Origin of the sequence: Treponema bryantii (assembly GCF_900113965.1) — a bacterium.
Lineage (GTDB): Bacteria > Spirochaetota > Spirochaetia > Treponematales > Treponemataceae > Treponema_D > Treponema_D bryantii_A.
Map to the genome: position 1 here is coordinate 539,410 of NZ_FORI01000001.1, position 25,188 is coordinate 564,597.

The window sequence follows — 25,188 nt, forward strand, 5'->3', positions numbered from 1 at the left end:
TATTATAAATGTCAATTAAACGCATTTCTTTAATCGGGGTTCCTGTAGATGTTATACAGCCTGAGAATCTTGAAAGTGAAGTTCTTGAGCTGCTTGCAAAACCCGGTACAAAGCAGATTGTTTTTCTTTCAATCTGGAATCTTTTAAAGGCACGTCATAAGGGCCTTTATTCAGAATGTATAAACAATGCCGACCTCATAATTCCAATTTCAAAGAGTATTCTTAAGGGTGCAAAATTCCTCAAAAAAGATGTTCCTGTACGCTACAATCCTTTTGAGGCTGTAATCAGCATTCTTTCAATTCTGGATTCTCATTACAAAACTCTTTATCTTTTTGGTTCAAGTAAAAAGACAATCAACAAGGCAGAAAAAAATATCAAAGATACTTTCCGCAATCTTCGTGTAATCGGACGCTACGGCGGATATTATCCAAAGTCTGTAGAAGATGATATTGTTGAAGCAATCTACAAGGCACAGCCTTCACTGGTTTTGCTGAGTGACGGAATCAAAGAGAAAAACTGCTGGCCATATAAAAGACGCAACCGTTTTTCTACCAGTATTTTCCTTTACTACAAAGATGCCTTTGGAATTTTCTCTGAGCGCGTAAAGCGTGTAAAGGAATCTACATTCAATAAAGGTCATGAGATTTTTGTTGAGGTGCTTCACAATCCGTTCAAAATCTTTTTGCTTCTGCCTTTCCTCTGGTACATCATTGTACTGGTATGGTACAGACTCTTTAAGAAGAACTAGCTTTCCTCAATAATCTGAAGTATTGAACGGCCGAATTCTTCGGCCTTCACTCGACCAATTCCGTAAACATTCAAAAGATCCTGACGCGACTTTGGCTTTTTTGCTGCAAGGTCAAGGAGCGTTTTGTCTCCGAAAATTACATAAGGCGGAACATTCAAATCATCAGCCTTACGCTTTCGCCATGCTTTAAGATTTGTGATGATGGCTTCGGCCTGTGTGTCGTTGACGGCTGGCTTTTCGGCAGTAATCTTTTCTCCGCGGATATTTGTTGTTACGTCGCTACGGGTCTTTTTTGAAAGCCTTGTTACATCCGGCCTCATAGGAAGCTTAAGCTCAGTTCGTGCAGCAATGAATTTCTTTCCAAGCGGAGTTACTTCAAGAACGTTGTATTCTCCGGTTTTCATTATGTAGCCTTCGTCAATCAGAAGGTCTGTGAGCTCAAGCCATTCGGCGCGGTTGTATTCTTTCCCGATTCCCCAGGTTGTGATTTTGTCGTGGCCGTTGTCTGCAATGCGCTGACTGTTTGAACCGAGCAGTACGTCTACCACGTACCCCGCACCAAAACGTTCGCTGGTTCTGATAATGCAGCAGATGAGTTTTTGTGCCGGAATGGTAACATCCTGTAAAGGGATATCACCGGCAGAACAAATGTCGCAGCAGCAGGTTTTATCTGATTCACCGCCGGCTGGCTCATAGGCTTCGCCAAAATACTGTAAAAGCGCTTTTCGTCTGCAGATTCGTGAGGTTGCATATTTTATCATGCCCTGAAGAAGAATCTCATCTTTTTCCGGAGAGGCAGATTCCTGGAAGAACCAGCGGATTTTATGAATGTCCTGAGGACTGTAAAGCAGAAGTGCACTGGAAGGAAGCCCGTCTCGACCTGCACGGCCAATTTCCTGATAGTATTCTTCTATCGATTTTGGAAGATCATAATTGATTACATAGCGCACGTTAGGCTTATTGATTCCCATGCCAAAAGCAATTGTCGCCACGATAATCTGAACTTCATCCTTAATAAACAAATCCTGATTTTTAGCGCGCACATCATCTGAAAGGCCTGCGTGATAAGGAAGAATAGAGTAGCCTTTTTTATCAAGGGTTTCGGCAAGCTCGTCTACCTGCTTTCGCGAATTGCAGTAAATGATTCCACTTTCACCGGAGTGCTTACGGATGCAGTCAATAACCAGCTGAAGTGCGTTTCGTTTTGGCAACACTTCAAGATAAATGTTTTCGCGGTTAAAACTAGAGATAAAGATTTTAGGATTTTTCATGCCAAGATTCTGGCAGATATCTTGTCGTACGTGCTCTGTTGCAGTGGCGGTAAGCGCGAGCATTACGGCGTCCGGAAACAGATGACGAATGGTTTTTATTTCAAGATAGTCTGGGCGAAAGTCGTGACCCCACTGAGAAACACAGTGCGCCTCATCAATTGTGATGCAGCTGATTTTTTGTTCAAGGCTCGAAAGCAGTTCTCTGATTTTTGCGGTGGCCAAGCCTTCTGGGGAAACGTAGACAATCTTAACTTCGCCGGCTTTTATTTCGTTTACGACCTGGCAGTATTCTTCCCAGCTTAGTGAACTGTTCAAAAAGGCTGAGTGAATGCCGGCGGTTTCGAGCGAGCTTACCTGGTCCTGCATGAGGGAGATGAGCGGCGAAACAACAATGGTGATGCCTTCGAGAATTAAAGCGGGAAGCTGATAGCACAGGGATTTGCCGCCGCCGGTTGGCATAACCGCGAGGGTGTCTTTGCCTTTGAGTATGTTTGTGATGATATCTTTCTGGAGCGGGCGGAAGCTGTCATAGCCGAAAACGGTTTTAAGGACTAGGGCGGGGTCTGCGTGCTCGAAGGCGGTGGCAATAATTTTCACATAATTATTATAGCATATTTGCACTTGAAAAATCCTTATTCTTTTGATATATTTAGCAAATCACGCCGGAGTGGTGGAATGGTAGACACGACAGACTCAAAATCTGTTGCGAGCAATCGTGTAAGAGTTCAAGTCTCTTCTCCGGTATTAAGAACTTCCTTTGTTTGAGGAAGTTCTTTTTTTTTAACTATGATCTTTTTCTGGGATCGACTTGAACTCGTCGCTCGATAAATCTCGCTCTGAGCCGTTTCGGTGGTAGAACCTAAAACAATGCTTTCGCATTGTTTTTTAACGGTTCTGCTATCGTAGGCTAGTTCAAGTCTCCACTCCGGTACCGAGTTCCAATAGCACTCTGACAACCGAGATCTCTTATAACTCAGGCGGGAGCGTTGAGCAGAGTTTGTGGAAGTCTATGGCTTCGGACATGTGCTCGGGGTTTATGTTTCGCTCGCCGGCCAGGTCTGCTATGGTTCTTGCTACTTTCAGGCAGGAGGCGATGGCTCTTGGGGAGAAGCCGTAACGCAAGGTTGCGGTGTCCAGGAGTTTTCGGCCTTCAGAATCCAGCTGGCAGTGGTCCAGGATTTCCTGGGGGGACAGCAGGGCGTTTTTTTGGCCCTGGCGTTTTCTTTGGGCTTTTATGGCGCGGGCTACGCCGGTGCGGATTTCTTCTGTGGTTGTGAGGCCGGGGCGGTCTTCAGGCTCGCAGGTTTCTTCGGCGTTGTTTTCTACGAAAACTCTCAGGTCTACGCGGTCTAGCAGAGGGGCCGAGAACTTTTTCCAGTACTGGTCTATGGATTTTAGGCTGCACAGGCAGATTTTTGATTTGGAGCCGTAGTTGCCGCAGGGGCAGGGGTTCACGGCCATTAAAAGCTGGAAACGGGCAGGGTACACAGTTGTACGGCCGGCGCGGCTTAGTGAAATTGTTCCGTTTTCCAGCGGCACGCGGAGCATCTGTAAAACTGAAGAGCGGAACTCTGCGGCTTCGTCTAAGAAAAGTACACCATTGTGGGCCAGTGAGATTTCGCCGGGGCGGCAGTTGGGGCCGCCGCCACAGATGCCTTCTATGGACGCTGTTTGATGCGGAATTCTGAAAGGTGGAATACGAATCAAAGGCTCGCTAGGCTTTATCAAACCCGCCAGAGACCATATTCTTGTAACTGACTGGGCTTCATCAGTTGTGAGTACCGGATTAATGGCCGGGAACTTTTGAATTGCCATAGTTTTTCCACAGCCGGGCGCTCCCAGAGCAATAAGATTATGGCCTCCTGCGGCTGCAATCTGCAGGGCACGTACCAGACGGTACTGGCCTTTTAATTCTGCAAACTCATAGCCAGCCGCTATTTCTGGAAAGTAAATGCCTTCTGTTTCGGTACAGTCGGCAGGGACTTCCGCTTCTCCCCCGGTCGCCGCCCGGCCTACGTAAAAAGATGAATCACTGAGGGCTCGGAAGGCGTTTTCAAGGGAATCTGCACCGTACACCTGAACGCCTGGAATCTCGCGGGCTTCATCAGCATTCTGCACAGGAACAATACAGCGCATAATTCCGCTGGCCGCCGCAGTAGAAACCGCTGCGTGTACCCCTTTTACAGCCCGCACCCTTCCGGAAAGCTCCAGCTCACCCATCACCAAAAGCGGCTCGTCAATAAAGCCGCTTGCTCCTTCATCAATCGCTTTCGCGCCAAGTACGCCCAGCGCCACCGGCAAATCAAAGCCCGCGCCTTCCTTCTTCAGATCAGCCGGTGAAAGCGAAATCAGTACCCGCTCCCCGGGATACTCAAACCCCGCGTTACGGATAGCCGCCTGCATACGCTCCCGCGACTCTTTCACCGCGCCGTCAGCCAGGCCCACAATATCCGTGGCTGGAATACCTCGTCTCAAATCAACTTCAACAGTAACCAAAGCACCTTCATATCCAAAAGGTGAAAATGAATAAATCTGCATATTACCTCCACCTATAAAGTTGTTTTGATATGCGATTTTAGGAAGTTTTTTTCGAAAAAATGTGAAAAATTTAATTTTTTTTCAAAAATGGGCCTTTAGCACTTGAATATGGAAAAAAAATTTGTATAATTTTGCAGAATTTTTTATCAAATTTCAAAAAAGTGTGATATATTATATGTAGCGGTATTCTCATCTAAATTAGTCAGACACCGCTAGCAACCGCAAAAAGTAGGAGTTCTTGTGAATAAGCATGATTTTCCAAAAATCCATTTTTACGATCAGGATTTTGTAGACATTTATAATAAGACATGGTCTTGGGTTTCTTCATTATGGATTAACCCCGAAACCGGAGAGCAGGATTCAGAAGGCTTATTTATTTATCCGGAGAAAGACAAACTTGTTATTAACCAGTTTGAATCAATTTTCTCAACATTCTTTCTTGTATATTCAAACAGAAATTTTGATGCGTGTAAAAACATTGACTATTTCTATGAGCGCCAGGAAGCTTCGGGAGCTATCCGCTGGAAGTATGATGTAAAGACTAATCAGCCTGTACTCGACAAAGACAATAAGGAAGGCGTTGGTCTCCCTCTGTTCGCATTTGCTGAATACAATCTCTTCCATAAGTCAGCTAACAAAAAGCGCATCAAGGATGTAATGCCAACTCTTCAGAAGTACATGGACTGGCTTGATTCTAAATTCAAAAAGGATAACGGCCTTTATTCAGTTCCTGTAAGTGCTTCTTCAATGACAAACTCTCCACGCGAAAAGGTTTACTATCCTGTAGACTTTAACGCTTGTATGGCTATCAACGCATCTTATATGTCTGCTCTTGGTGATATTCTTAATGATAAGGATATCAGCTTCCAGTACCGCAAGATGTATTTCTCTATCAAAACAAAAATCAATTCTTTGATGTGGGATAATGCATCTGGTTTCTACTATGATCTTGATAAGGATGAAAAGCAGGTTAAGGTAAAGACAATTGCTTCTTACTGGACAATGCTTGCTGAAATTCCTAACGCAGACAAGGCTGATCTTCTTGTTGAACATCTGAACAATCCTAAGACTTTTGGTACAGACCATCCGTTCCCAACTCTCAGTGTGGATAACCCTAACTTCAGCGAAGAAGGAAACGGCTACTGTGGATCTGTAATGCCAGCATTCAACTTTATGGTAATCAAAGGTCTTGAAAAATATGCTCAGTACGAGTTTGCCCGTGAATGTGCAATCCGTCACCTTTACTACGTTCTCGAAGGTCTTATGCCTAACGAAAATAAGCAGCCTGGTGACCTCTTTGAAGCATATCTTCCAAATAAAGAAGGCCGTGCAAAAATCAATAAAAAAGACTATGCACGTTCACGTTACCTTCTTACAGCAGGACTTTCAACAATCGCTTTGATGATTGAAAACGTAATCGGACTTTCCATCAGCCTTCCACGTAAGACTGTAGACTGGATTATTCCGAACCTTGAAATTATGGGTATAGAAAACCTTTCGCTTAAGCGCAACCTCATCACAATTCTGTCGAACAAGAGTTCGCGCGGCTGGGAAATCCAGATGGAAAGCGAAAAGCTCTACTACTTCACAATTAATATCCTCGATCAAAAGAAAAAGACATTGCCGATTCCAAGCGGTAAATGTTCAATGCTTATCGATAAGCTATAATAGGAGGTTAGAATGGCAGCCCCTGAATCAGTAATTGAAATCGGTTCGACAGGGGTTCGCCTCCTTGTAGCCGAATTTTTACCGGACGGAAAACAGAATATTCTGGACCGTTCGGAAAAGCCCCTCTCCCTTGGAAAAGACGTTTTTACCAGCGGCATAATCAGCCAGGAAACTCAAAATCAGTTAATTCAGATTCTCATACGTTACCGTGAGCAGCTCGCGGGCTGGGGTATTACTCCATCAGAATGTACCTGTGTTGCCCTTAGTGCTTTCCGCGATGCAAAGAACAGTGACCCTATTATGGACCGAATCCTTGTACAGGCCGGTTTCCACGTTCGCATTGTAGACGGTATTGAAGAAAATAAGCTGATGTATCTTGCTGTTTCTGAATGTATTAAAAACGAGACGGCGGCTTTTAAGGATGCTGATACTGTAATTCTTATGGTTGGCGGAAGTACAACCGAAATCATGCTGATGTCTGAAGGTAAGATGGCGGGCGTTCACAGTCTTCGCCTTGGTACTGTTCGCATTGACCAGCAGATGAAAAATCAGACAAGCTCTTACAATGATATTCAGCGCTATGTTCAGGAATCAATTTACAACACAAAGGGTTCTCTTGAAAGTGAATTGAACATGAGTGAGGTTCGCCAGTTTATTGCAGTAGGACCAGATATTACTCTGGCGGCTCTGAACGTTGGCCGCCCAATCTCAACCTTCCTTTGGGAAATTGATAAAGATGATTTTTCTGAATTTGCGAAGGAGATTCAGGGCTACAGTGTTGATGAATGTGTTGCCCGCTTTAAGATTTCCTACAACGAAGCAGAAACTCTTCAGGTAAGTCTTCTTATTTATAATCTCTTCCTTCATCTTACAAAGGCAGAAAAGCTTCTGGCGCCGGAAACAAATATCCGTAACGGTATTCTTTTAAGCCAGCACTCTAGTGAAAACGAAGAGCTTCAGTCAGAATTCAATATGCAGATTACCGCTTCGGCACGTAACCTGCTTCGTAAATATCATGGTGATGAAAATCACGCTGAATGTGTGCGCATGATTGCGGTTAAGCTTTATGACACTCTTACAAATGATTTAGGCTTTAACGAACATGCGCGAACCCTGCTTGAGACAGCTGCGATTCTTCATGACATTGGCGGCTTTATCCGTTATGACAATCACAATCTTCACAGCTCTTACATTATCCGCAATTCAGAGATTTTCGGATTGTCGCGTAAGGACAATACTATCGTAGCTGAGATTGCAAAATATCATAAGGGTAATTCTGTTCCTCAGGATGAAGACAGCTTCCTTATGCTGCCGCGTGCGGACCGCATGACTATCTTAAAGCTTACGGCAATTCTTCGTATTGCAGATGCGCTGGACCGCGGACACATTCAGAAGTTCAGTGATTTTTCTATTAAGATTCAGCAGAACTCGCTTGTAATTCATACAAAGGCTTCCAAAAATACCGTACTGGAAAAAATAGCGCTCAACGAAAAGTCGGGCATGTTCGAATCGGTTTTTGGTTATAAGGTAATTTTGCTGTAGGAGAGTAATATGCAGGAAAGATATTTCAATCGCGAACTCAGCTGGCTTGAGTTTAATGCCCGCGTTTTATTTCAGGGACTCAACAAGGAACTTCCTCTCTTAGAGCGTCTTCAGTTTCTTTCTATTGTTACTTCTAACTTTGATGAATTTTTCCAGGTACGTGTTGCATCCTTAAAGCGTCTGCTTGCAGAAAATCCTGGCTTTGTTGATGTTTCAGGTCTTTCTCCTCAGATGGTGCTCACTTCAATTTCTGCGCGTGCACATCAGATTATCCGTTCTCAGCAGGAATGCCTTATGACAGACATTCTTCCTGAGCTTGCAATTGAAGGTCTTGTTTACGTTACTCCGATGCAGTACACACAGCAGCAGTCTGAATATCTGAACGGTGTTTTTAATTCTGAAATTTTTCCTTTGCTTACTCCGCTTCGTACAGACACTGAAGCGTTTCCTCATATCAAAAATCTTACACGCTATGCTGCCTTTCTTCTTAGCCCGATTAAGGGAATTAAAATGGCCAGCGGTTCTGAAGAGTTCCGTGGAAGTGAAGAAGCTCCGCGAATTGCTCTTGTTGAAATTCCGGAAGGTATTCCGAATATCTACTGGCTTATGGGAACAGGAAGCGGTGGTGTGCATGGCCGCCAGTTTGCGCTGCTTCAGGATGTTGTTGCAGCTTTTGGTACAAAGCTTTTTCCAGGTTTTGATGTTGAAGAAACTCTTTTGTTTAAGGTAACTCGAGATGCAGACTTTGCGGTTGATGAGGATGCCGGAAAAAACTTTATTCACGCTATGGAAGATGTTCTGATTCAGAGAAAATCTTCGTTCCCTGTTCAGATGACCTGCAATGGTTCGAGTCAGAAAATCCAGAAGTTTTTGATGGAAAAGCTTGAGCTTGCAGAAGAGGATATTTATAAGGTTGATCAGATTATTAATCCGGGAGATTTGATGGAGCTCCGCGAAGCTGATGAAGGCGGCGCTTTGAGTTTTGAACGCTGGGATCATTTTTATCCTGCAGACTTACCGGAAGAAGAGCCTTACTGGGACACTCTCAAACTTCACGACAAGATTCTTCACGTGCCTTATGAAAGCTACGATCCTGTTGTAAAATTTATTTCTGATGCGGCTGATGACGACGACGTACTGGCAATCAAAATGACACTGTACCGTACCGGCCGTAACTCTCCGATTATTGATGCGCTTGAACGTGCAGCCCAGCGTGGCAAGCAGGTTGTTGTTCTTGTTGAGCTCAAGGCCCGTTTTGATGAAGAGCGAAATATTGCCTGGGCGAACGAACTTGAGCAGGCCGGTGTTACTGTAATTTATGGACTTGTAAATCTTAAAGTGCACGCAAAAATCTTAATGGTGATTCGCCGCGAAAGTGATACAATTCGCCGTTATGTTCACCTTGCTACCGGAAACTACAATACTAAAACTGCAAAACTTTATTCTGATATTTCTTTGTTTACTGCTAACCCGCAGATTGCAAATGATGCAACTCAGTTCTTTAATCTTGTAACCGGCTATTCAACTTTGCAGAACATGAACTGTTTGAGCATGGCTCCGGTTGCAATGAAGTCTCGTCTTATTGCAATGATTAACCGTGAAATTGAAAGAAGCACTTCTGAAAACCCGGGACTCATTATTGCAAAGATGAACAGCCTTACTCACGAGGAAGTAATTTCTGCTTTGTATAAGGCGAGTCAGGCGGGCGTAAAAGTTCTTTTGAATATCCGCGGAATCTGTATGCTGGTTCCGGGCGTTGAAGGGTTGAGCGAAAACATTAAGGTCGTTTCTATTGTAGACCGCTATCTTGAGCATGCCCGTATTTTCTATTTTCAGAACGGTGGTACTCCGGAGCTTTACTGTTCTTCTGCCGACTGGATGAACCGCAACCTCGACCGTCGTATCGAACTTATGTTCCCGATCCTGGATAAGGCTGCCTTTGATGATGTGAAATCTATTCTCGATACTTACTTTGCTGACAACACAACTGCAATGGAGCTTCAGTCAAACGGAAGCTGGGAACCTGTAGTTCGCGGCAAAAAAGATGATGCAGTGCGCGCGCAGGAAGTGCTTTATAAAAAATATAAAGCACTTGAAGAAAAGAAACCAAACGTCTCTGAAAAGAAGTTCGAAGTAAGACGCAAGTAATTTTTTACTCACACCTTTATTCGCAGCGCAATCTTTCAACTACACTTTTTCTGCTGATACGGTTGTAAACAATAACCGGAATAACAAGCACAAGCAGGCAGATGAAAGGAAGGCAGTAGAGAACCGGCATCAGAGAAAAGTTCCAGTTGAACATTGCAAGCTCATTTATAAGAAGTCTTACAACTGTGCAGCTGAGCAGGCTGGCAAATACAAGAGAGGCAGCCAAAGTCCATAGGAAATATTCTAAGCCCTCTTTCATAACACGGCGCTTCTGCTGTTTTCCTGTCATGCCTACGGCTTCGAGCATTGCAAACTCGCGGCTTCTTGTGATAATTGAAGTTACGATTGTGTTTGAAAAATTCATAATTCCAATCAGGGCAAGAATCACTGCAACTACGGTTCCGACAATTCCTATCATGTCACCAAAAGATTTATATTCATCTTTTATGTCATCTTTTGATTTGTAGCTTAAAGATGATTCAATCTGTTTTGTGTAAGAGCTCAGCCAATTTTCGAAAGTTTCTTCTTTTTCGTTTTGTACATCAATCAAGGTTCGCATTGGATTCCAGTTCTGATATAATGAAAGGAATTCATTTTCTGGCAGCATAAAATCACACTGAATCTGAGAGTAGGCCTGAAGTCTCATTGCGTACGGCATTTCAACAATTGCAAGAACTGTATATTCTTTGCCCTCAACCTGTACTTTTTCGCCAGGTTCAACAATATTAATGAGCACTCCACCTTCATCTTCAAACTGGCTTGCAAGTACATAGTCTCCGGAGTTGAACTGATTCCAGTCAATCTGGCTGCTGCCATCCAGAGTCTGAATCACCTTCAGTTTTTCACATGCAAATTTTCCAAGTCCATATGTATTTCCGTCCAGTGTTTTTTCCTGATCAAGATATTTCAGATATTCATCGATATCAAAACCCTTGTTCCCATAGGAATTGTATTTTATGATTTTCTGTTTTACTTCTTCGCGGCAGAGAAAATTCTCTTTGATTTTTTTCCAGTCATCTTCAGAAAAAGTATGATTAGGATTTCCAAAATAAATATTTCCGGTTTCCTCTACGCCTTCCTGATTTGCAAGTGCAGCAAGAAAATCCTGACTTACTCCCTGAGTGTCTTTATAGCTTGAGCCTGGCTGATCGAGCTGAGCTTCCTGAACGCTGTAATCACTTATCACCATATCTTCGATAAAGCCGTCCATGTTGAAACCTTTTACAATTGTGATTACGCTGTTCAAAACTATAAGAGAAAGTGAAAGCGACATAACAACAGTAAGCATTTTCTTTTTTGGCTTACTCTTTTTATCAAGAGGCATTGTGTATTTTACAGTTTCTACAGGTGATACTTTTGACATTTTTCTACATGGCTTGAGTGCGCTTATAACTACCGTAAGGTAGGAAAAAAGTATTGCTGCGAGAATTGCAAGAAGATTGATATGAACTTTACCCTTGTCTACAGTTACTGTTTCAAGCTGATTTGAAATTACCGGCAAAAGAAGTCCGCCAACTCCAATCCCTAAAAGAAGTCCAAGGGGAATTCCTGCTGCGCAAATCATGCTTGCACGGAGCATTATGATTTTTCGTAACTGACGACCGGTAGTTCCGATTGTTTTTAGAAGTCCGTATTCCTGAATATCAGAGAGAATGTTCAAATCAAAAATATTATAGATAATCAGATAACCGGCAAAAATAAATGTTGCAATAAGAATCAGACATAAGGCAGCCATCATAGGATCCATTTGTGTTCCAAGATAGGCCCAGTTAATTCCATAATCAAGATCTTCGCGGAGACCTGAGCGCTGAATTAAAGCCTTTGTTTTTCCTCTGATATTGAAAGCGTTTTTATAATTGACGTCTGCCATTATCCAGCCGACGTAATTATTCTGCTCTGACTCTGTATATTTTACTGTTTTAACAGGAGCGTATTTTTCCTGAAAGGCTTTTGAGACCAGAGCCATCTGAGCAATAGAAATGCTATCGCCGCGGTAAAATCCGCTTACAACAAAATCTTTTGTTACCAGGTCTTCTCCAATTCTGATACTTATTTCGATGTGACTACCGACTGTTAGTTCTTCGCCGCCAAGTTTTTCTGAAAGTCTGTTCAGAATAATATCGCTTACTACAATTTCATTTTCTTTTTGAGGATAGCTTCCAACTTCGGGATAGCAGAAACCGTATTTTGCATTCAAAGGTTCTGCCCAGTTTACTTCTGTATAAGTCTTGTTGAAAACTTCACCCTCGCAGGTTCCTACTAAAATTCTGTACGAAATGTCTTTTACTTTTTTGTCATCTTTTACAAGATCATATTCTGACTCGCTCAAATATTTTAAGCCGGCATGAGCACTTCCGCCAACCTGACGCATTGTTGCTTTCTGGATTTCATTAAGCAGACTGCTACCAATTGTAAAAAGTGATGAGAAAAGCACAGTTGTCAAAACTACAGCAAAGACTAAGACAAGATATTTTTTGGGATTTGTTTTTATACCGCTCTGTGCAAGATTCATTATTGCCTGTTTATTATTTACCTTTAACATGATTACTGCTCTCCCTTATTTCAGATAATTTTTCCGTCTTCAATTCTGATTGTTCTGTCTGCCATCTGGGCAATTTCATCATTATGAGTAATCATGACAATTGTCTGATTATATTTTTTGCCGGTTGTTTTCATGAGGCCAAGAACGTCCTGACTTGTTTTACTGTCGAGATTTCCAGTTGGTTCATCTGCAAGGATTATTGCAGGTTTTGAAGCGAGGGCTCTTGCAATTGCAACACGCTGCTGCTGTCCGCCTGAAAGTTTTGTCGGGAGAGTTTTTAATTTCTGAGTAAGTCCCAGAGTTTCAATTACATTTTCAATATAGGCCTTGTCTTCTTTTTTGCCGTCAAGCTTAAGTGGAAGAACGATATTGTCATAAACCGAAATTGAAGGGACAAGATTAAAGCTCTGGAAAATAAAGCCGATTTTTCTGCGGCGGAAAATACAGAGTGCGTCACCGCTGAGCGTTGAAATATCCTTATCATCAATAATAACAGTTCCGGAAGTTGGATTATCCAAACCGCCAAGCATATGAAGAAGCGTAGATTTCCCACTTCCACTTGTTCCTATGATGCTCACAAACTCGCCGCGTTCAACATTGAGGCTTACACCGTCCAGCGCCTTTACAAGAGTTTCACCCTGACCGTAATATTTGGTTAGATTTTCTGCAATTAATATGCTCATTTTTGCTTCTCCTTAAACCCCGCCTTTTCGGAGCTTCATGATAAGGCCATAATACAAGATGAATCTTACGACAATATTTCTACATTCTTACAATTTTGTAAGATTTACCGGTGGAGATAAACTATGAACTCGCCGCCTACTCTTACATTGTTGGGAACCGCTTTGATGTAGCCGTCTTCTTTTGCAAGAATTTCGCGTGCAAGGTAAAGTCCGATTCCAACACCTTCTTCCTGTTGAACAGCTTCGCCTCTGTAAAATCTTCCAAAGATTCTGGTCATATCTTCTTCGGAGATTCCTTGTCCCTGGTCAATAATGTGCATGGCCAGGTAGATTTCGTAAGCATCGACTTCTATTTTGATTTCAGAATTTTCAGGAGAATATTTAACGGCATTATCAAGTATGTTTACCAGAGCTTCGCAAGTCCATTTTAAATCAAAATTAGCTGAGTTCTCAGGATTTTCGGCAGGCACATTAATTTTTATATTTTTCTTTTCTGCCTTCGGGAGGATTGCAGATACTGCCGCTTTTATAAGTTCGCTGGCTGAGCTTTGTTTTGCTGAAAGTTCAAGTGTGCCGCTTTCAAGACGCGAAAGTTTTGTTAGGGAATCAATAAGAAACTCCAGTCTCTCGTTTTGCTTTTTTATCTCAATAGAATAATTTTTGATTTTTTCAAGAGAAGAGTCCTGGCCGCGTGACGCCTCTTCAATAAGAAGTTCTGTGTACATTTTTATAACGGTCATTGGAGTTTTTGTCTGATGAGAAATATCCGAGATAAACTGTTCAAGCCGGTGACGCTCTGCTTCGAGATTTTTATTTGATAAAACAGAGGTTTCTAAGAATTCCTTCCAGCGGGATTCGAGCCGCGACAGTCTTGTTTCATCATAATCACTTTCCTTGAAAGTTCCTTCTGTTGCGGCATCCAGCATTTCTTCAAGTCTGTGTAGTGTTTTATTTTCAAACATTTTTAATTCCTGCTGATTTCGTTTCAATCATAATCTTAATCAAAGCGGTAGCCCTGACCGTAAACTGTATTTATGTGTTTTGATTTGTCGTTATCAATTTTACTTCGCAACCGATTGATAGTTACAGAGAGCGTATTTTCATCAACAAAAGTTCCATCCTCGCCCCACAATCTTTCCATAAGAATTTCACGGGTAAGCACGCTTCCTTTGTTGTCAAGAAAGAGTTTTAAGAGTCGCTGTTCGTTTACGCTGAAAAAGATTTCATTATTTTCTTTCTTAAAAATCAATCTTTCAAAATCAAAGACCATATCATCAAGCTGATAAATTAGATTTGATTTTCCTGGTTGAATAGATGAATTAGAAAAACAACTGCGTCGCAAAAGTGCATTAACTCGGGCTCGTAAAACTGCAAGGCTGAAGGGCTTTGTAAGAAAATCATCAGCACCCATTGTCAGAGCCTTCACTTCATCTATTTCCATATCATTTGCAGTCAGAATAAGAACCGGTACGTTGCTTTGAGAACGGATGATTTTCAGATAATCATAACCAGTACCATCTGGGAGATTTATATCCAGAATGATAAGGGAGATAGAAGTACTATCGTTTTGAAAATATTTTACGGCATCTTTTATTGTATGCTCTTTACGGAATTCAGTATTATCGTCTGAAAGAGTAATTGCAATTCCTTCGCTTAATGCTCGGTCGTCTTCAACAATCTGTATAATCAAGAAAGTATCTCCTGTAAAAAAGAATAATACTTTTTGGCAAAAAGTTCAGCAGGAAAATCTTTCAAAAATACCTGGATTTTGTGATATACTGAAATCAGCTACTTCATTTCAAAAACGGAGAACTAAATTGAAGATTGCAGTCTGTGATGATGAAAGCAAAATCCTCGAAGAAATTGCCGCCTTTATTAAAAAAGAATTTCCAGGCCACAAGGTTGAAGCTTTTTCTGATGGGGAAACTTTTCTTTCTGCGGTGAAGACAGCTACGGATGCTGAGCCAGATCTTCTGCTTATTGATATTGATATGCCGGGTATGAGTGGTATGGATGTGGCGGCGGCTCTAACTTGCGAGAAGGCCCACACGTTGATTGTTTTTGTAACGGCTCATGACGAACTTGTTTATGACAGTTTTAAATATCATCCTTTTGCCTTTGTGAGAAAAAAGTTTCTTGATGACGAATTGCGAAGTGTGATTGCAGATTGTGAAAAAGAAATTGCAGGGCGTAACAAACATTTTATCTTTCAGAATGCATCAAAGATGGTGAACCTTGCTCAGAGCGAAATTCTTTATTTTGAGGGTCAGGCAAATTATCTTGCAATTCATACAACTTCAGATGAATATAAAATGCGTTCGACAATGGCGGGCGTTGAGAAGGAACTTGAGGACAGTGACTTTTTGAGAATCCACAAGGGCTTTCTTGTGAATCTGGAACACATTCGGGTTTTGAAAACTGAAGAGCTTGAACTGGATAATGGCACGGTTCTGCCAATCGGGAAATCTTATTCTGAGGCGGCAAAGAAAAGTATTTTGAAGTATATGCGACGATAAGTGGCAAGAAAAATGTTTGGTAATAAAAAAGAAATTGAAGAACTGAATCAGAAAATCCTCGAACTTGAAGCTCAGAATAAAGATTTGAAATATGAGCTGGATTCCTATAAATGGCAGATGGAAGAAATCAACAAGCAGGAAGAGGAAATCAGGCAGTTGCATCAGAATACCAGAAAACTTAAGCACGACATGCGCAATCATCTTATGGTGATGACTTCTTACATCAACAGCGGTGATTACGAAAATGCCAGAAATTATATTTCAGAAATTCTTGATAAACTGAACGCAGTGCGAAGTTATGTTGAAACCGGAAATCCTCTTTTGAATCATATTCTCAATGATAAGCTTGAAGTGTGCCGCCAGGAAGGAATTGATGTTAAAGCTGATATCGGAAAGGCTTCGTTTGAAAAGATGAAGGGTATTGATTTTTCGGCAGTATTTTCGAACGCGGTGGATAATGCGATTGAAGCCTCGCGTACTGAAGCCCGAAAAGAAATCGGCATCAGTGTTTATGAGAAAAAAGGCTACGATGTAATTTCTGTGAAAAATCGAATTTCAAAATCTGTGCTTGATGAAAATCCTGAATTAAAGTCTACCAAGGCAGACAGCGAGAAGCACGGTTTTGGTGTTAATCAGATTAAAGAAATTGTTGAGTCTTATTCGGGCATGACAGACTTCTACGAAGAAGACGGCTTTTTCATTGTGAATATGTTTATCCCTAAATAAATACTGTTTGTCCCACACTACTTGTGTCGCGTCTCTTCCCGGAGTATTGTAAATTCCAGAGGATGACCAATGGTTATTTGCGACAAGGTAAATAAGTTTATATTACACGATGTTGATCTTCACATTCCGCAGGGCGTTACGCTTGGAATTATTGGTGCGTCTGGAGCCGGAAAAACTACTTTCCTAAAATTGATTTCGGGGCTGCTTAAGCCGGACGGTGGAGTTGTGAGAAGCTGCCGCAACAATCCGGTGGAAAAGCGGGCGGAGTTTTTGAGGCGAATTTCTGTGCTCTTTGCTGACATTCCTGTTTTTGATGAGAGGCTTTCGATTATTGATTGTCTTGAAGAAATCAGAATTATGTACGGTATGAAGCAGAAAGAATTTGATGAGCGCCTCGACTACATTTCTGAAACTCTGGGCTTTACAGAAAATCTTCTTTTAAAATCAAAACAGTTATCTCTTGGTCAGAAAAGACGTGCAGAGCTTGGCCTGACTTTTTTGCGTGATGCTGATTTGTATATTTTTGATGAACCGTGCATTGGTCTAGATCAGTTTGCAAAGTCTGCTTTTTATAAATTGATAGAAGAAAAGAAACGTGAGGGAAAAACAATTCTTGTAAGCTCTCATGATATGGAGGACATCTCTAAAATTGCAGACCGTGTTCTTCTGCTTGAGAAAGGTGAAGTTGCTTTTTACGGCTCCAAGGAAGAGCTTTATAAAAGACTTGCTCCAATGGAAGAGAGTTTTATTGAGCTGGACGGAAAACTTCCAGATATTTCTGATTTAGAAGTAGACCGTTACGTGGTTGAAAATGACAAGATGATAATTCGTTATAACTCCAATCATGTTTCTTCAAAGGAAGTGCTGGAGAGAATCTGTAAAACCTCCCGGGTAAAGTCTGTGTCTGTGCGCAGAGCGAGCCTGGGTGAAAGTATAAAAAAAATTGAGCGGTGAGGTAGAAAAATGAGCTTTATTGAAGTCCAGAATATCTCAAAGGATTTTAAGGTAAACAAAAGAAGCGCTGGTATTCCTGGAATGATTGCAAATATGTTCGTTCCGAAATATGAAATCAAGCACGCGGTAAAGGATTTAAGCTTTACGATTGAAAAGGGCGAGATGGTCGGCTTTATCGGACCGAACGGCGCCGGTAAATCTTCTACAATCAAAATGCTTTCTGGAATCCTCTGCCCGGACTCGGGCTCAATTACTGTAAACGGTTTTGTTCCTTACAAGCAGAGAAAATCTTACGTTGGAAAAATTGGTGTTGTGTTTGGACAAAAATCGCAGCTTCAGTGGGACCTTCCTGTAATAGACAGCTTTGAACTGCTGCGTGCCATTTACCGCATCCCCGAAGATAAATACAAAAAGAACCTCGAACGCTTTACAGAAATGCTGGACATGAAGAGCTTTATAAATCAGCCGGTTCGTCAGCTTTCGCTTGGCCAGAGAATGAGGTCTGATATTGTTGCTTCTCTTTTGCATTCTCCGGAAATTGTATTTTTTGATGAGCCTACAATTGGTGTGGACATCATCGGTAAGGAGACAATCAGAAACTTTATCCGCGAACTCAACGAGCAGGACAAGGTTACGATGATTTTTACAACTCACGATATGCAGGATATCGAACAGACTTGCAAGAGAATCATAATTATTGATAAGGGCTCTTTGATGTACGATGGCTCGCTTCAGGACATCAGAAGTAAGTACGGAACGGCACGCCGCCTTATTGCAGAGTTTAATGAAGAAGTTGCGGTTGCACCTATCAGTGATGTTGTAATCAATGAACTTGGTGATAGAAAGAAGAGTTTCACTTTTGATAACAATGTTGTGGATGTAAACAAGTTGATGCACGAACTTTTCGGAAATTACAGCGTGCGAGACATCACCGTTGCTGAGCCGGAAATCGAAAGCATCATTCAGAAAATGTATAACGGGGAGGTTTAATAAATGACAATTTCTCCTTATCTGGCCTTTGCGAAAAAAAGTTTTCTTCAAAAAAGTGCGTACCGTCTGGATCACTGGATGGGTATTTTGAATACGATTATCCGTCTTGTAATTTATGTTGAGATTTACAAGGCTTTGTATGGCGGCCGCGAAGCAGTGGACGGAATTACGCTGAGCATGGTAACGACAAACTTTATTCTGTCGCTGGGACTGGAATCCTTTTTTGTTGTAAATGATTTTTATCTTGCAAACAGACTTTATAACGGAAGCATTGCAACTGAGATGCTTTTGCCGGTGACCTTCCATGGAAGAATGCTTGCAGATAATCTTGGAGTTGCGCTCTTCAAACTGATTTTTCATTTTGTACCGGCAACGATTGTTGCTGTGATTTTTGTTGGAATTGAGAAACCGGCCAGCGCTGGTGCGTTCGGGCTTTTTCTTTTGAGTACACTGCTTGGCTACGGAGTTCTCTGGAGCATCAGCTTTATGTTTCAGATGTTTTCGTTCTGGCTTATAAATGTGTGGGCTATCATGACAATTAAAAATGTTTTTATAAATGTTTTGTCTGGCTCAATGATTCCGCTTTGGTTTATGCCGGAGATTATGAAAAAGGTTATTGGCTTTACTCCGTTTGAGTCAATTTATTTTACGCCGGTGCAGCTTTATCTTGGAAAACTGGGCAGCGGAGAAATTGCGGCGGGCTTTATTAAGCAGGCGGTGTGGATTGTTGTTCTGTTGATTTGCGGAATGCTCTTGTGGAATAAGGGTAAGAAAAAGCTTGTGGTTCAGGGAGGTTAATATGAAATCAGATGTATTGAGTCTTTCAGCAGTTTATACAAAAATGATTTTCCGTTCCTGGTTTCAGTATCGGGTGGATGCAATTCTGCGCTCGCTTGCAGTTTTTATGCGCGAGGCAACGGGAATCATTGTAATCTATTTTACTCTTTTGAAGTTCGACAGTCTCAACGGCTGGAATATTTATGAGATGCTTTTTCTTTGCAGCCTGATTTATGTAACTTACGGTTTTCTGATTATCTTCTTTACCGGACTTCGTGATTTTGGTGCTACTGTAAGAAGCGGCGGCTTTGATCGATATATTCTGAGACCGCGTGGACTTTTGTTCCAGTTGATTTTTGCAAATGCAGACTGGTTTGCGGCAGTTGGTCAGGGTGGACTTGGAATTGTTCTGTTTATTCTTTCTGCAACAAAAGTTGGAGTAGTGTGGACGCCGCTCAGAGCCTTGTATTATATTCTGACAATTGCGGGTGGAGTTTTGATTCAGGGAGCAATCTTCCTCTTTCTTGCTACGCTGAATATTTATTTGCTTGAGACAAACACACTGAAGGAATTGCTCTACTGGAATACAAAGAAATTTGCCTGTTACCCGATTACAATTTTCCACAAGGCAATTCAGTTCTTTATGACTTTTATTGTGCCGTTTGCCTTTGTAAATTATTTTCCTTCACAGTTTCTGCTGAGGAAGGATGATATGAGCGCGTATCCAGAGATATTCATGTACCTCACGCCGCTTGTGGGACTCGGTATGTATCTGCTGGCCTACGCATTCTGGCGGTTCAGCATTAAGTATTATAAGAGCTCTGGAAATTAGATTTCTACAGAACCCTGGCGGAGAATTTTTACTTCGCCATTTTCTAAGGCGACCAGCGTTGAAGGCAGGGCGCCTTTTTTGTCTCCGTCTTCTATGATGAGGTCGACTTCGTTCTGGAACTCAGTGGTTATGGCGTCTGTTGTGTCGAGCACTGGCTGGCCGCTGCGGTTTACGCTGGTGCTGAAAACTGGGGCGCCGCATTCGGCAATCACTTTACGGAGCCATTCGTCGCCGGGGCAGCGGAAGGCTACTGTGCGGGATTCTGGGATGGCGGTTTCGGCGAGTGGTGAGTTTTCTTTTATGTGAACTATGATTGTGAGGGCTCCCGGCCATTTTGAAAGGAGAGAGTCTGGGATTATGTCGTCGGTGTAAAGGCGGAGATCTTCAGGCTTTGCGATAAGCTGGATGAGCGGTTTGGTTTCTGCGCGTCCCTTAATCGCACGTATTTTGGCGTCTGTTTCAAAATGTGTGGCCGCAGCTTTGAGGTCAACAATTCCGCTGAAGCCGTAAACTGTGTCGGTTGGGATTATTACAATGCCGCCGCACTTCAGTGTGTCAGCGGTGGTTTTGATCGATGCTGAATCAGATTTATTTTTGATAAGGGTTTTCATGTACTTCATCCTCGTGAGTCTTTGTCCATTTATTTCCATCAAACTGATAAACTGCTTCCTCGCAGTTGCCTTTGAGACCGTTGCCCCAGAAGTTATCTGTGCCGTGGCCTTCGAGGTAGCAGATCATTCCGGCAAGGAGTGCACCGTGTGCAACTATCATGATTCGGGAATCTGGCTTTGAGTTCTGAATTGGTTCAATCACTGTCTGAACAAACTTCTTTGTGCGCTCGCAGACCGAGTCAAAAGTTTCTCCTCCCTCCGGCGGAACATAGCGGCCAGGATCTGTGAAAAAATATTTTCGAGGATGGTCGGTGTTGATCCAGTCATTATAAGGAAGGCCTTCAAGGTCACCAAAGCTGATTTCTGTAAGCAGATTATTTCTGATTATGGGGTATGTTTTGTGTCCGCGGATAAGGCAAGCAGTTTCGTAGGCGCGAATCAGTGGTGAAGAATATACGCAGTCAAAATCAATGCCGGCCTCGTCAAAACGAAGACCAAGTGCGGCTGCGAGTTTGCGTCCGTTTTCGTTTAATTCAATATCTTTTGCACCCTGGAATTTTTTTTCTGCATTCCAGTCTGTGGTACCGTGTCTTACTATGTAGAGTTCCATATGTATTCCTTACGCGTGGTGGTTTCGACCCTTCGACCAGGCTCAGGGACCGCAGGCTCAACCACCGGCGTATTTAATATCTTAACCTTCTTAAATGTGTAATGCGACTTACGAGCATATTTTCAATATCTTTAGTCGGCTCAATCTGGAAACGCATAACTGCTTCTCCAGGCTGGCGCGAAATGCTTAACGGTTTTCCAACAAGTGTAAAGAAATCTTTTCCATCGGCCGTTGGCATCTGAAGCTCCATCATATCTTCTTCTTTGATTGCGGCTTCAATCAGATGAACCTTTCCGGCAAAATCCATTCCATCCGCTTCGAGAATCTCTGTGCGGATAGAAGCATTCTTTAATTGACTTTCAGAAAGTATGAGGCGGCTGGAGATTCTATGTTCAAGGCTTTCCTTTTGAGCCTTCTCCATGTCGAGAGTTTTGAGGCTTGCCTTGAGTGCTTTAAGAATCTTATCTGCGGCTGCAATCGAAGTTTTCTTTGCTTCTGTTTTTGTGCTTGATTCCAGAATTAAAGGACGGCGGCCATCCCGCAAAAGAGGGAAGCTTGTATATTCAGATTTTGTTTCTGAAGTTTTTACATTGCCCATAAAATCAAGCGAGCTTTCTTCAATGAATGTTGATATGTCGGTTCCTGCAGGAAGATTCAAAAGATAAATGCCATCTGCAAGTTTTTCTTTGATATATTTTCTGATGTTTGGATTGTTCTCGGCCAGTGAAATATTATTGTCGCGAACCTTGAGAACATAGCCGTAATAAAGTTTTGCAGAAGAATAAGAGTTATACCACTCTGTAATGTTAATTTTGAGATTTTGTGGCAGCTGATAATTTGAGTAATTTTCCAGAAGTGTAAAGATATCTTCCGGAGAAAGGTCATTATCAAAACCTGCAGAAGCAGACTGTCTTGTGATTTCAAATTCTGATACGACGCCGCATTTCTTTACAATCATAAAATTTGTAAGAGGAATGAGTTTGCAAAGTGGAAGGCCCGGCATAAGGGTGACGGTGAAGGTTGAGTCGATGTTGAGGACTTTTGGGAGGGCTTCGTTTTCGTTCAGTGCATGAGCTGCGTTGCTTCGGCTCTGCTCAGCAACCGCGTTATTTGCACTTTTGTATAGCTCAACGCCTTCAGCGGTTTTCCCAATTTTTTGTAAGAGACCGAACTCTAGGGCGCAGTCTATCATGCGGTCTAAAAGTTCTGCGTTCTGTTCCGGCTCTGAGCCTGCTTCCTGGCGGGCTGCCGCAAGTATCTGACTGAATCTGCTTTTTTTGACAGCAGTAGTTCCGTCTTCTGTATGGGTGCCTGCAAGGAATGCAAGACGTAAAATTGTTTCGAGAGAACAGCCGTCAGAAGGAATTGTCGCAAGTGAGTCGATTAATAACTGCGCTTCTTTTTTAAGGCCGTCTTTGCTGAAACGGGAAACTGCTGCGGCACATAAAAGAGCGTACTGCTGAAGTTCTGGAAGCTCGGAAAATTTCTTTAATCGGAGAATATCAATATCATAAGAATTGGCTTTCTCATCTTCATAAACCAGAGAAAGATTTACAAAAGATGTCATCAAAAGCTGAATGACTTTTTCTCTGCCAGGGAAGATTTCTGCAAGATGCTTCTGATCATTCTTCTTGATTGTGCCGTCAGACTTACAGGCAATTCCTCGGATTCTTATGTATGTGATAAAGGCTGTAAGAAAATTCGGTGTGAGGGCAAAAACGTCTTCGAGTGAAAAGATTTCCGGCTTGTATTCCGGGAAGAGTAAAGTTGTGTCCAGATACGGAATCAGATTTTCTTTGAGAAGCGGATTAATCTTAAAATATTCTTTTTCTGTGTATGGAGATTTTTCTTTGTAGATTAAAAGACGTTCAGTAAGATTTATAACCTCTGCGTAGATTTCTGTAATCGGTGTATCGCCATGGAAAAAGTCTGCAAGGGTTTCCTGGGTTGCATTTGGAATTAAGGAAATCGCTGTGAGAACTTTGATATCAAAAACATCAAGAAGGGTAAGAATGCTTGTGAGGTTCTCTTCCTTTCTGATAAAGCCTGCAAGCTGTTCTGTAAGGCGCTGTTTGTTGTACGGAGTTTTTACTTCTCCAAGATAGAGACGGACTGTATTAAAAAACTGTTTGTCTGGGAGAGAAGAAAAGGCTTCCTTCCAGCTGTTCAAATCATAATCATTCATCTAAGTTGAGCTCTCCGTCGTATCTTACAATTTTGTATTCATAGCCCTGTTCAGCAAGGAACTTCTGGCGGTTTGAACCGAATTCCTCTTCAACAGTGTTGCGGGTGATCAAAGTGAAAAAGCGCGATTTTCTTTCTTTTGGACGAAGGATGCGGCCAAGGCGCTGAGCCTCTTCCTGACGGCTTCCAAAGGTTCCGCTTACCTGAATTGCAAGCGAAGCGTCCGGGAGGTCAATTGCAAAGTTGGCAACTTTTGAAACTACGAGCACGCGGATTTTTCCTTCGCGGAAGTCGTTGTAAATGCGGTCGCGTTCTGTGTTTGGAGTTTTTCCTGTGATAATAGGGCAGCCGAGTTCTTTCACAATTTCATCGAGCTGCTGCAGGTACTGTCCGATTACAAGAATTTTATCGTCCGGGAAGTGGTCTATAATCTGCCTAACTACCGGTAGTTTGTCTGGATTCATACTTGCGATTTTGTGTTTTTCGCGGGTACCGGCAACGGCGTAATCTATTTCCTGAGCACCAGGTAAATCAATACGAACTTCAATACATTCTGCACTGGCAATCCAGCGGTCGCGTTCAAGTTCTTTCCAGGGAACATCGTAGCGCTTTGGTCCAACGAGGCTGAATACATAACCTTCACAGCCATCTTCACGAACGAGGGTTGCTGTAAGACCAACGCGGCGAACTGCCTGTAAATCTGCAACTACACGGAAAACCGGAGCGGGCAGCATATGAACTTCATCATAAATGATAAGTCCCCAGGGACGTTCATGGAAAATTGAAAAATGAGGATATGGGCCTTCTTTGTCTGGTCTCCAGGTAAGAACCTGATAAGTTGCAACTGTTACCTGTTTAATTGTTTTTGATTCACCGGAGTATTCAGCAATCTGATCTGCGGTGAGATTTGTTTTATCGAGCAATTCATCTATCCACTGATGAACTGCAGAAATATTTGTCGTAATAATCAGAGTTGAGGTTTTGAGCATGTCCATAATTGTCATGCCAACGATTGTTTTTCCGGCGCCACAAGGAAGAACGATTGTACCAAAGCCTGTGCCGGGACCTCTGTCTCCTACAAGGGCGTGCGCTGCACCTTTCTGATATTCGCGGATTTCCAGCGGACGGCCCGAGCTTGTTGTCTCTCTCAGAGAAACATCAAGAGGCTCTCCATCAATTAAGGCTACTTCGTCTTTTACCGGCCAGCCTGCCTGAAGCAAAAGCTGTTTGATGGTTCCGCGGTCTGTAAGCTTGAGAAGGAAGGAATACTGTGGCGCGTCAGATCCCGAATCAAGTTCGGGATGACAGGTAGTTGTTGTAAGAAGTTTTTTCACAGAATGATTTGCGCCAATCTCCTTAAAAACCGGAAGGCTGTCTGCAACAAGATATAAAAAGTGCTCAACGATTTTTTCAGCAGAGCCTTCTTTTACAGGAACTTCAATATCCGGGCCTGCGATGAGTGTGATTTTTCCAAAGCGGCTTTCTGTTTCTTTGATCCATGCCACAACCGACTGAGGTACATCATAGCGGGCATACTTCTGGAGAACTTCTGCTGCGTCGTCTGCCGAAAAGCCTGCACTTGCAGCGTTCCAGAGAGAAAGAGGAGTAAGCCGGTATGTATGAAGATGTTCAGGAGATTTTTCGAGCTCTGCAAAAGGAATGAGCGCGTTTCGGCATTCCTCGGCCAGAGGTGCATGCACATCCAGCAGCAGCGAGCGGTCGCCCTGAACAATCAGCGGGTTTTCATAATTCATCGCAACCGAGAATTATATCAGAAATCCGTTTTTTATAGAATAAGATTGAAAAAAATAAACAGAATCTTCAGTTCTTTTGATAAACATTTCCTT

20 protein-coding genes and 1 tRNA gene are annotated in these 25,188 nt (G+C 42.5%); 11 read left to right on the plus strand and 10 right to left on the minus strand.

All coding sequences use genetic code 11. From position 1 onward, the window contains the following. Nucleotides 1-8 precede the first annotated feature (8 nt). Nucleotides 9-749, plus strand: a complete 741-nt coding sequence (locus BM161_RS02360; RefSeq protein WP_074930094.1) for a WecB/TagA/CpsF family glycosyltransferase — start codon at nt 9-11, stop codon at nt 747-749. Here BM161_RS02360 and recQ read toward each other — a convergent pair. Beyond that, entirely contained in the window at nt 746-2,617 is a 1,872-nt protein-coding gene (gene recQ, locus BM161_RS02365; RefSeq protein WP_074930096.1) for a DNA helicase RecQ, read from the minus strand. The genes BM161_RS02360 and recQ overlap by 4 nt on opposite strands. Before the next feature lie 64 nt (nt 2,618-2,681). Between recQ and BM161_RS02370 the strand changes: the two genes are divergently transcribed. Continuing rightward, a tRNA-Leu gene (locus BM161_RS02370) sits at nt 2,682-2,764 on the plus strand. Nucleotides 2,765-2,986: 222 nt separating this feature from the next. Here the strand turns inward: BM161_RS02370 and BM161_RS02380 are convergent. Further along, on the minus strand, nt 2,987-4,558 hold the full coding sequence (locus tag BM161_RS02380) for a YifB family Mg chelatase-like AAA ATPase (RefSeq protein ID WP_074930100.1): 1,572 nt from the start codon (nt 4,556-4,558) through the stop codon (nt 2,987-2,989). A gap of 240 nt (nt 4,559-4,798) precedes the next feature. Between BM161_RS02380 and BM161_RS02385 the strand changes: the two genes are divergently transcribed. The 3 genes from BM161_RS02385 to ppk1 are packed head-to-tail and all read left to right on the plus strand — an operon-like array spanning nt 4,799 to nt 9,916. Continuing rightward, the gene (locus BM161_RS02385; protein ID WP_074930102.1) at nt 4,799-6,226 is read left to right on the plus strand and encodes an MGH1-like glycoside hydrolase domain-containing protein; all 1,428 of its coding nucleotides are present in this window, start codon (nt 4,799-4,801) and stop codon (nt 6,224-6,226) included. A 12-nt stretch (nt 6,227-6,238) separates the two neighbouring features. Further along, on the plus strand, nt 6,239-7,768 hold the full coding sequence (locus BM161_RS02390) for a Ppx/GppA phosphatase family protein (protein ID WP_074930104.1): 1,530 nt from the start codon (nt 6,239-6,241) through the stop codon (nt 7,766-7,768). Between the two features lie 9 nt (nt 7,769-7,777). Then, nucleotides 7,778-9,916: a polyphosphate kinase 1 gene (gene ppk1 / locus BM161_RS02395; RefSeq protein WP_074930105.1), complete on the plus strand. Its 2,139-nt coding sequence runs from the start codon at nt 7,778-7,780 to the stop codon at nt 9,914-9,916. Nucleotides 9,917-9,932: 16 nt separating this feature from the next. Here ppk1 and BM161_RS02400 read toward each other — a convergent pair whose 3' ends face one another. The 4 genes from BM161_RS02400 to BM161_RS02415 form a co-directional block, all read right to left on the minus strand. Further along, a complete protein-coding gene (locus BM161_RS02400; protein ID WP_074930108.1) occupies nt 9,933-12,458 on the minus strand; it encodes an ABC transporter permease in 2,526 nt (841 codons plus the stop codon). 20 nt (nt 12,459-12,478) lie between these two features. Then, entirely contained in the window at nt 12,479-13,141 is a 663-nt protein-coding gene (locus BM161_RS02405) for an ABC transporter ATP-binding protein (RefSeq protein ID WP_074930110.1), read from the minus strand. Between the two features lie 104 nt (nt 13,142-13,245). Beyond that, on the minus strand, nt 13,246-14,103 hold the full coding sequence (locus BM161_RS02410; RefSeq protein ID WP_074930112.1) for a sensor histidine kinase: 858 nt from the start codon (nt 14,101-14,103) through the stop codon (nt 13,246-13,248). Nucleotides 14,104-14,138: 35 nt separating this feature from the next. After that, nucleotides 14,139-14,831, minus strand: coding sequence for a response regulator transcription factor (locus tag BM161_RS02415; protein WP_074930114.1), 693 nt, complete (start codon nt 14,829-14,831; stop codon nt 14,139-14,141). Between the two features lie 127 nt (nt 14,832-14,958). Here BM161_RS02415 and BM161_RS02420 point away from each other — a divergent pair, with 127 nt between their 5' ends. The 6 genes from BM161_RS02420 (at nt 14,959) to BM161_RS02445 (ending at nt 19,936) form a co-directional block, all read left to right on the plus strand. Continuing rightward, a complete protein-coding gene (locus BM161_RS02420) occupies nt 14,959-15,657 on the plus strand; it encodes a LytR/AlgR family response regulator transcription factor (protein ID WP_074930117.1) in 699 nt (232 codons plus the stop codon). A 12-nt stretch (nt 15,658-15,669) separates the two neighbouring features. Then, on the plus strand, nt 15,670-16,383 hold the full coding sequence (locus BM161_RS02425) for an ATP-binding protein (RefSeq protein ID WP_143090478.1): 714 nt from the start codon (nt 15,670-15,672) through the stop codon (nt 16,381-16,383). A gap of 69 nt (nt 16,384-16,452) precedes the next feature. Further along, nucleotides 16,453-17,337 carry an ABC transporter ATP-binding protein gene (locus BM161_RS02430; RefSeq protein ID WP_074930121.1) on the plus strand — a complete coding sequence of 295 codons (885 nt, stop codon included), beginning with the start codon at nt 16,453-16,455 and terminating at the stop codon, nt 17,335-17,337. 9 nt (nt 17,338-17,346) lie between these two features. After that, nucleotides 17,347-18,327, plus strand: a complete 981-nt coding sequence (locus BM161_RS02435) for an ABC transporter ATP-binding protein (RefSeq protein WP_074930123.1) — start codon at nt 17,347-17,349, stop codon at nt 18,325-18,327. 3 nt (nt 18,328-18,330) lie between these two features. Continuing rightward, nucleotides 18,331-19,125: an ABC transporter permease gene (locus tag BM161_RS02440; protein ID WP_074930125.1), complete on the plus strand. Its 795-nt coding sequence runs from the start codon at nt 18,331-18,333 to the stop codon at nt 19,123-19,125. 1 nt (nt 19,126) lies between these two features. Then, nucleotides 19,127-19,936: an ABC transporter permease gene (locus BM161_RS02445; RefSeq protein WP_074930127.1), complete on the plus strand. Its 810-nt coding sequence runs from the start codon at nt 19,127-19,129 to the stop codon at nt 19,934-19,936. Here BM161_RS02445 and BM161_RS02450 read toward each other — a convergent pair. The 4 genes from BM161_RS02450 to BM161_RS02465 all read right to left on the minus strand — a co-directional run bounded on the left by BM161_RS02450 (nt 19,933) and on the right by BM161_RS02465 (nt 25,095). Continuing rightward, nucleotides 19,933-20,547, minus strand: a complete 615-nt coding sequence (locus BM161_RS02450) for an L-threonylcarbamoyladenylate synthase (RefSeq protein WP_074930129.1) — start codon at nt 20,545-20,547, stop codon at nt 19,933-19,935. The genes BM161_RS02445 and BM161_RS02450 overlap by 4 nt on opposite strands. Further along, nucleotides 20,525-21,157 (minus strand): histidine phosphatase family protein, encoded by a 633-nt coding sequence (locus BM161_RS02455; protein WP_074930131.1) that lies wholly within the window; start codon nt 21,155-21,157, stop codon nt 20,525-20,527. Before BM161_RS02455 ends, BM161_RS02450 begins: the two co-directional genes overlap by 23 nt. A gap of 73 nt (nt 21,158-21,230) precedes the next feature. Further along, a complete protein-coding gene (locus BM161_RS02460) occupies nt 21,231-23,342 on the minus strand; it encodes a helicase-associated domain-containing protein (protein WP_074930135.1) in 2,112 nt (703 codons plus the stop codon). Continuing rightward, nucleotides 23,335-25,095 carry a DNA repair helicase XPB gene (locus BM161_RS02465; RefSeq protein ID WP_074930137.1) on the minus strand — a complete coding sequence of 587 codons (1,761 nt, stop codon included), beginning with the start codon at nt 25,093-25,095 and terminating at the stop codon, nt 23,335-23,337. Before BM161_RS02465 ends, BM161_RS02460 begins: the two co-directional genes overlap by 8 nt. Nucleotides 25,096-25,188 lie beyond the last annotated feature (93 nt).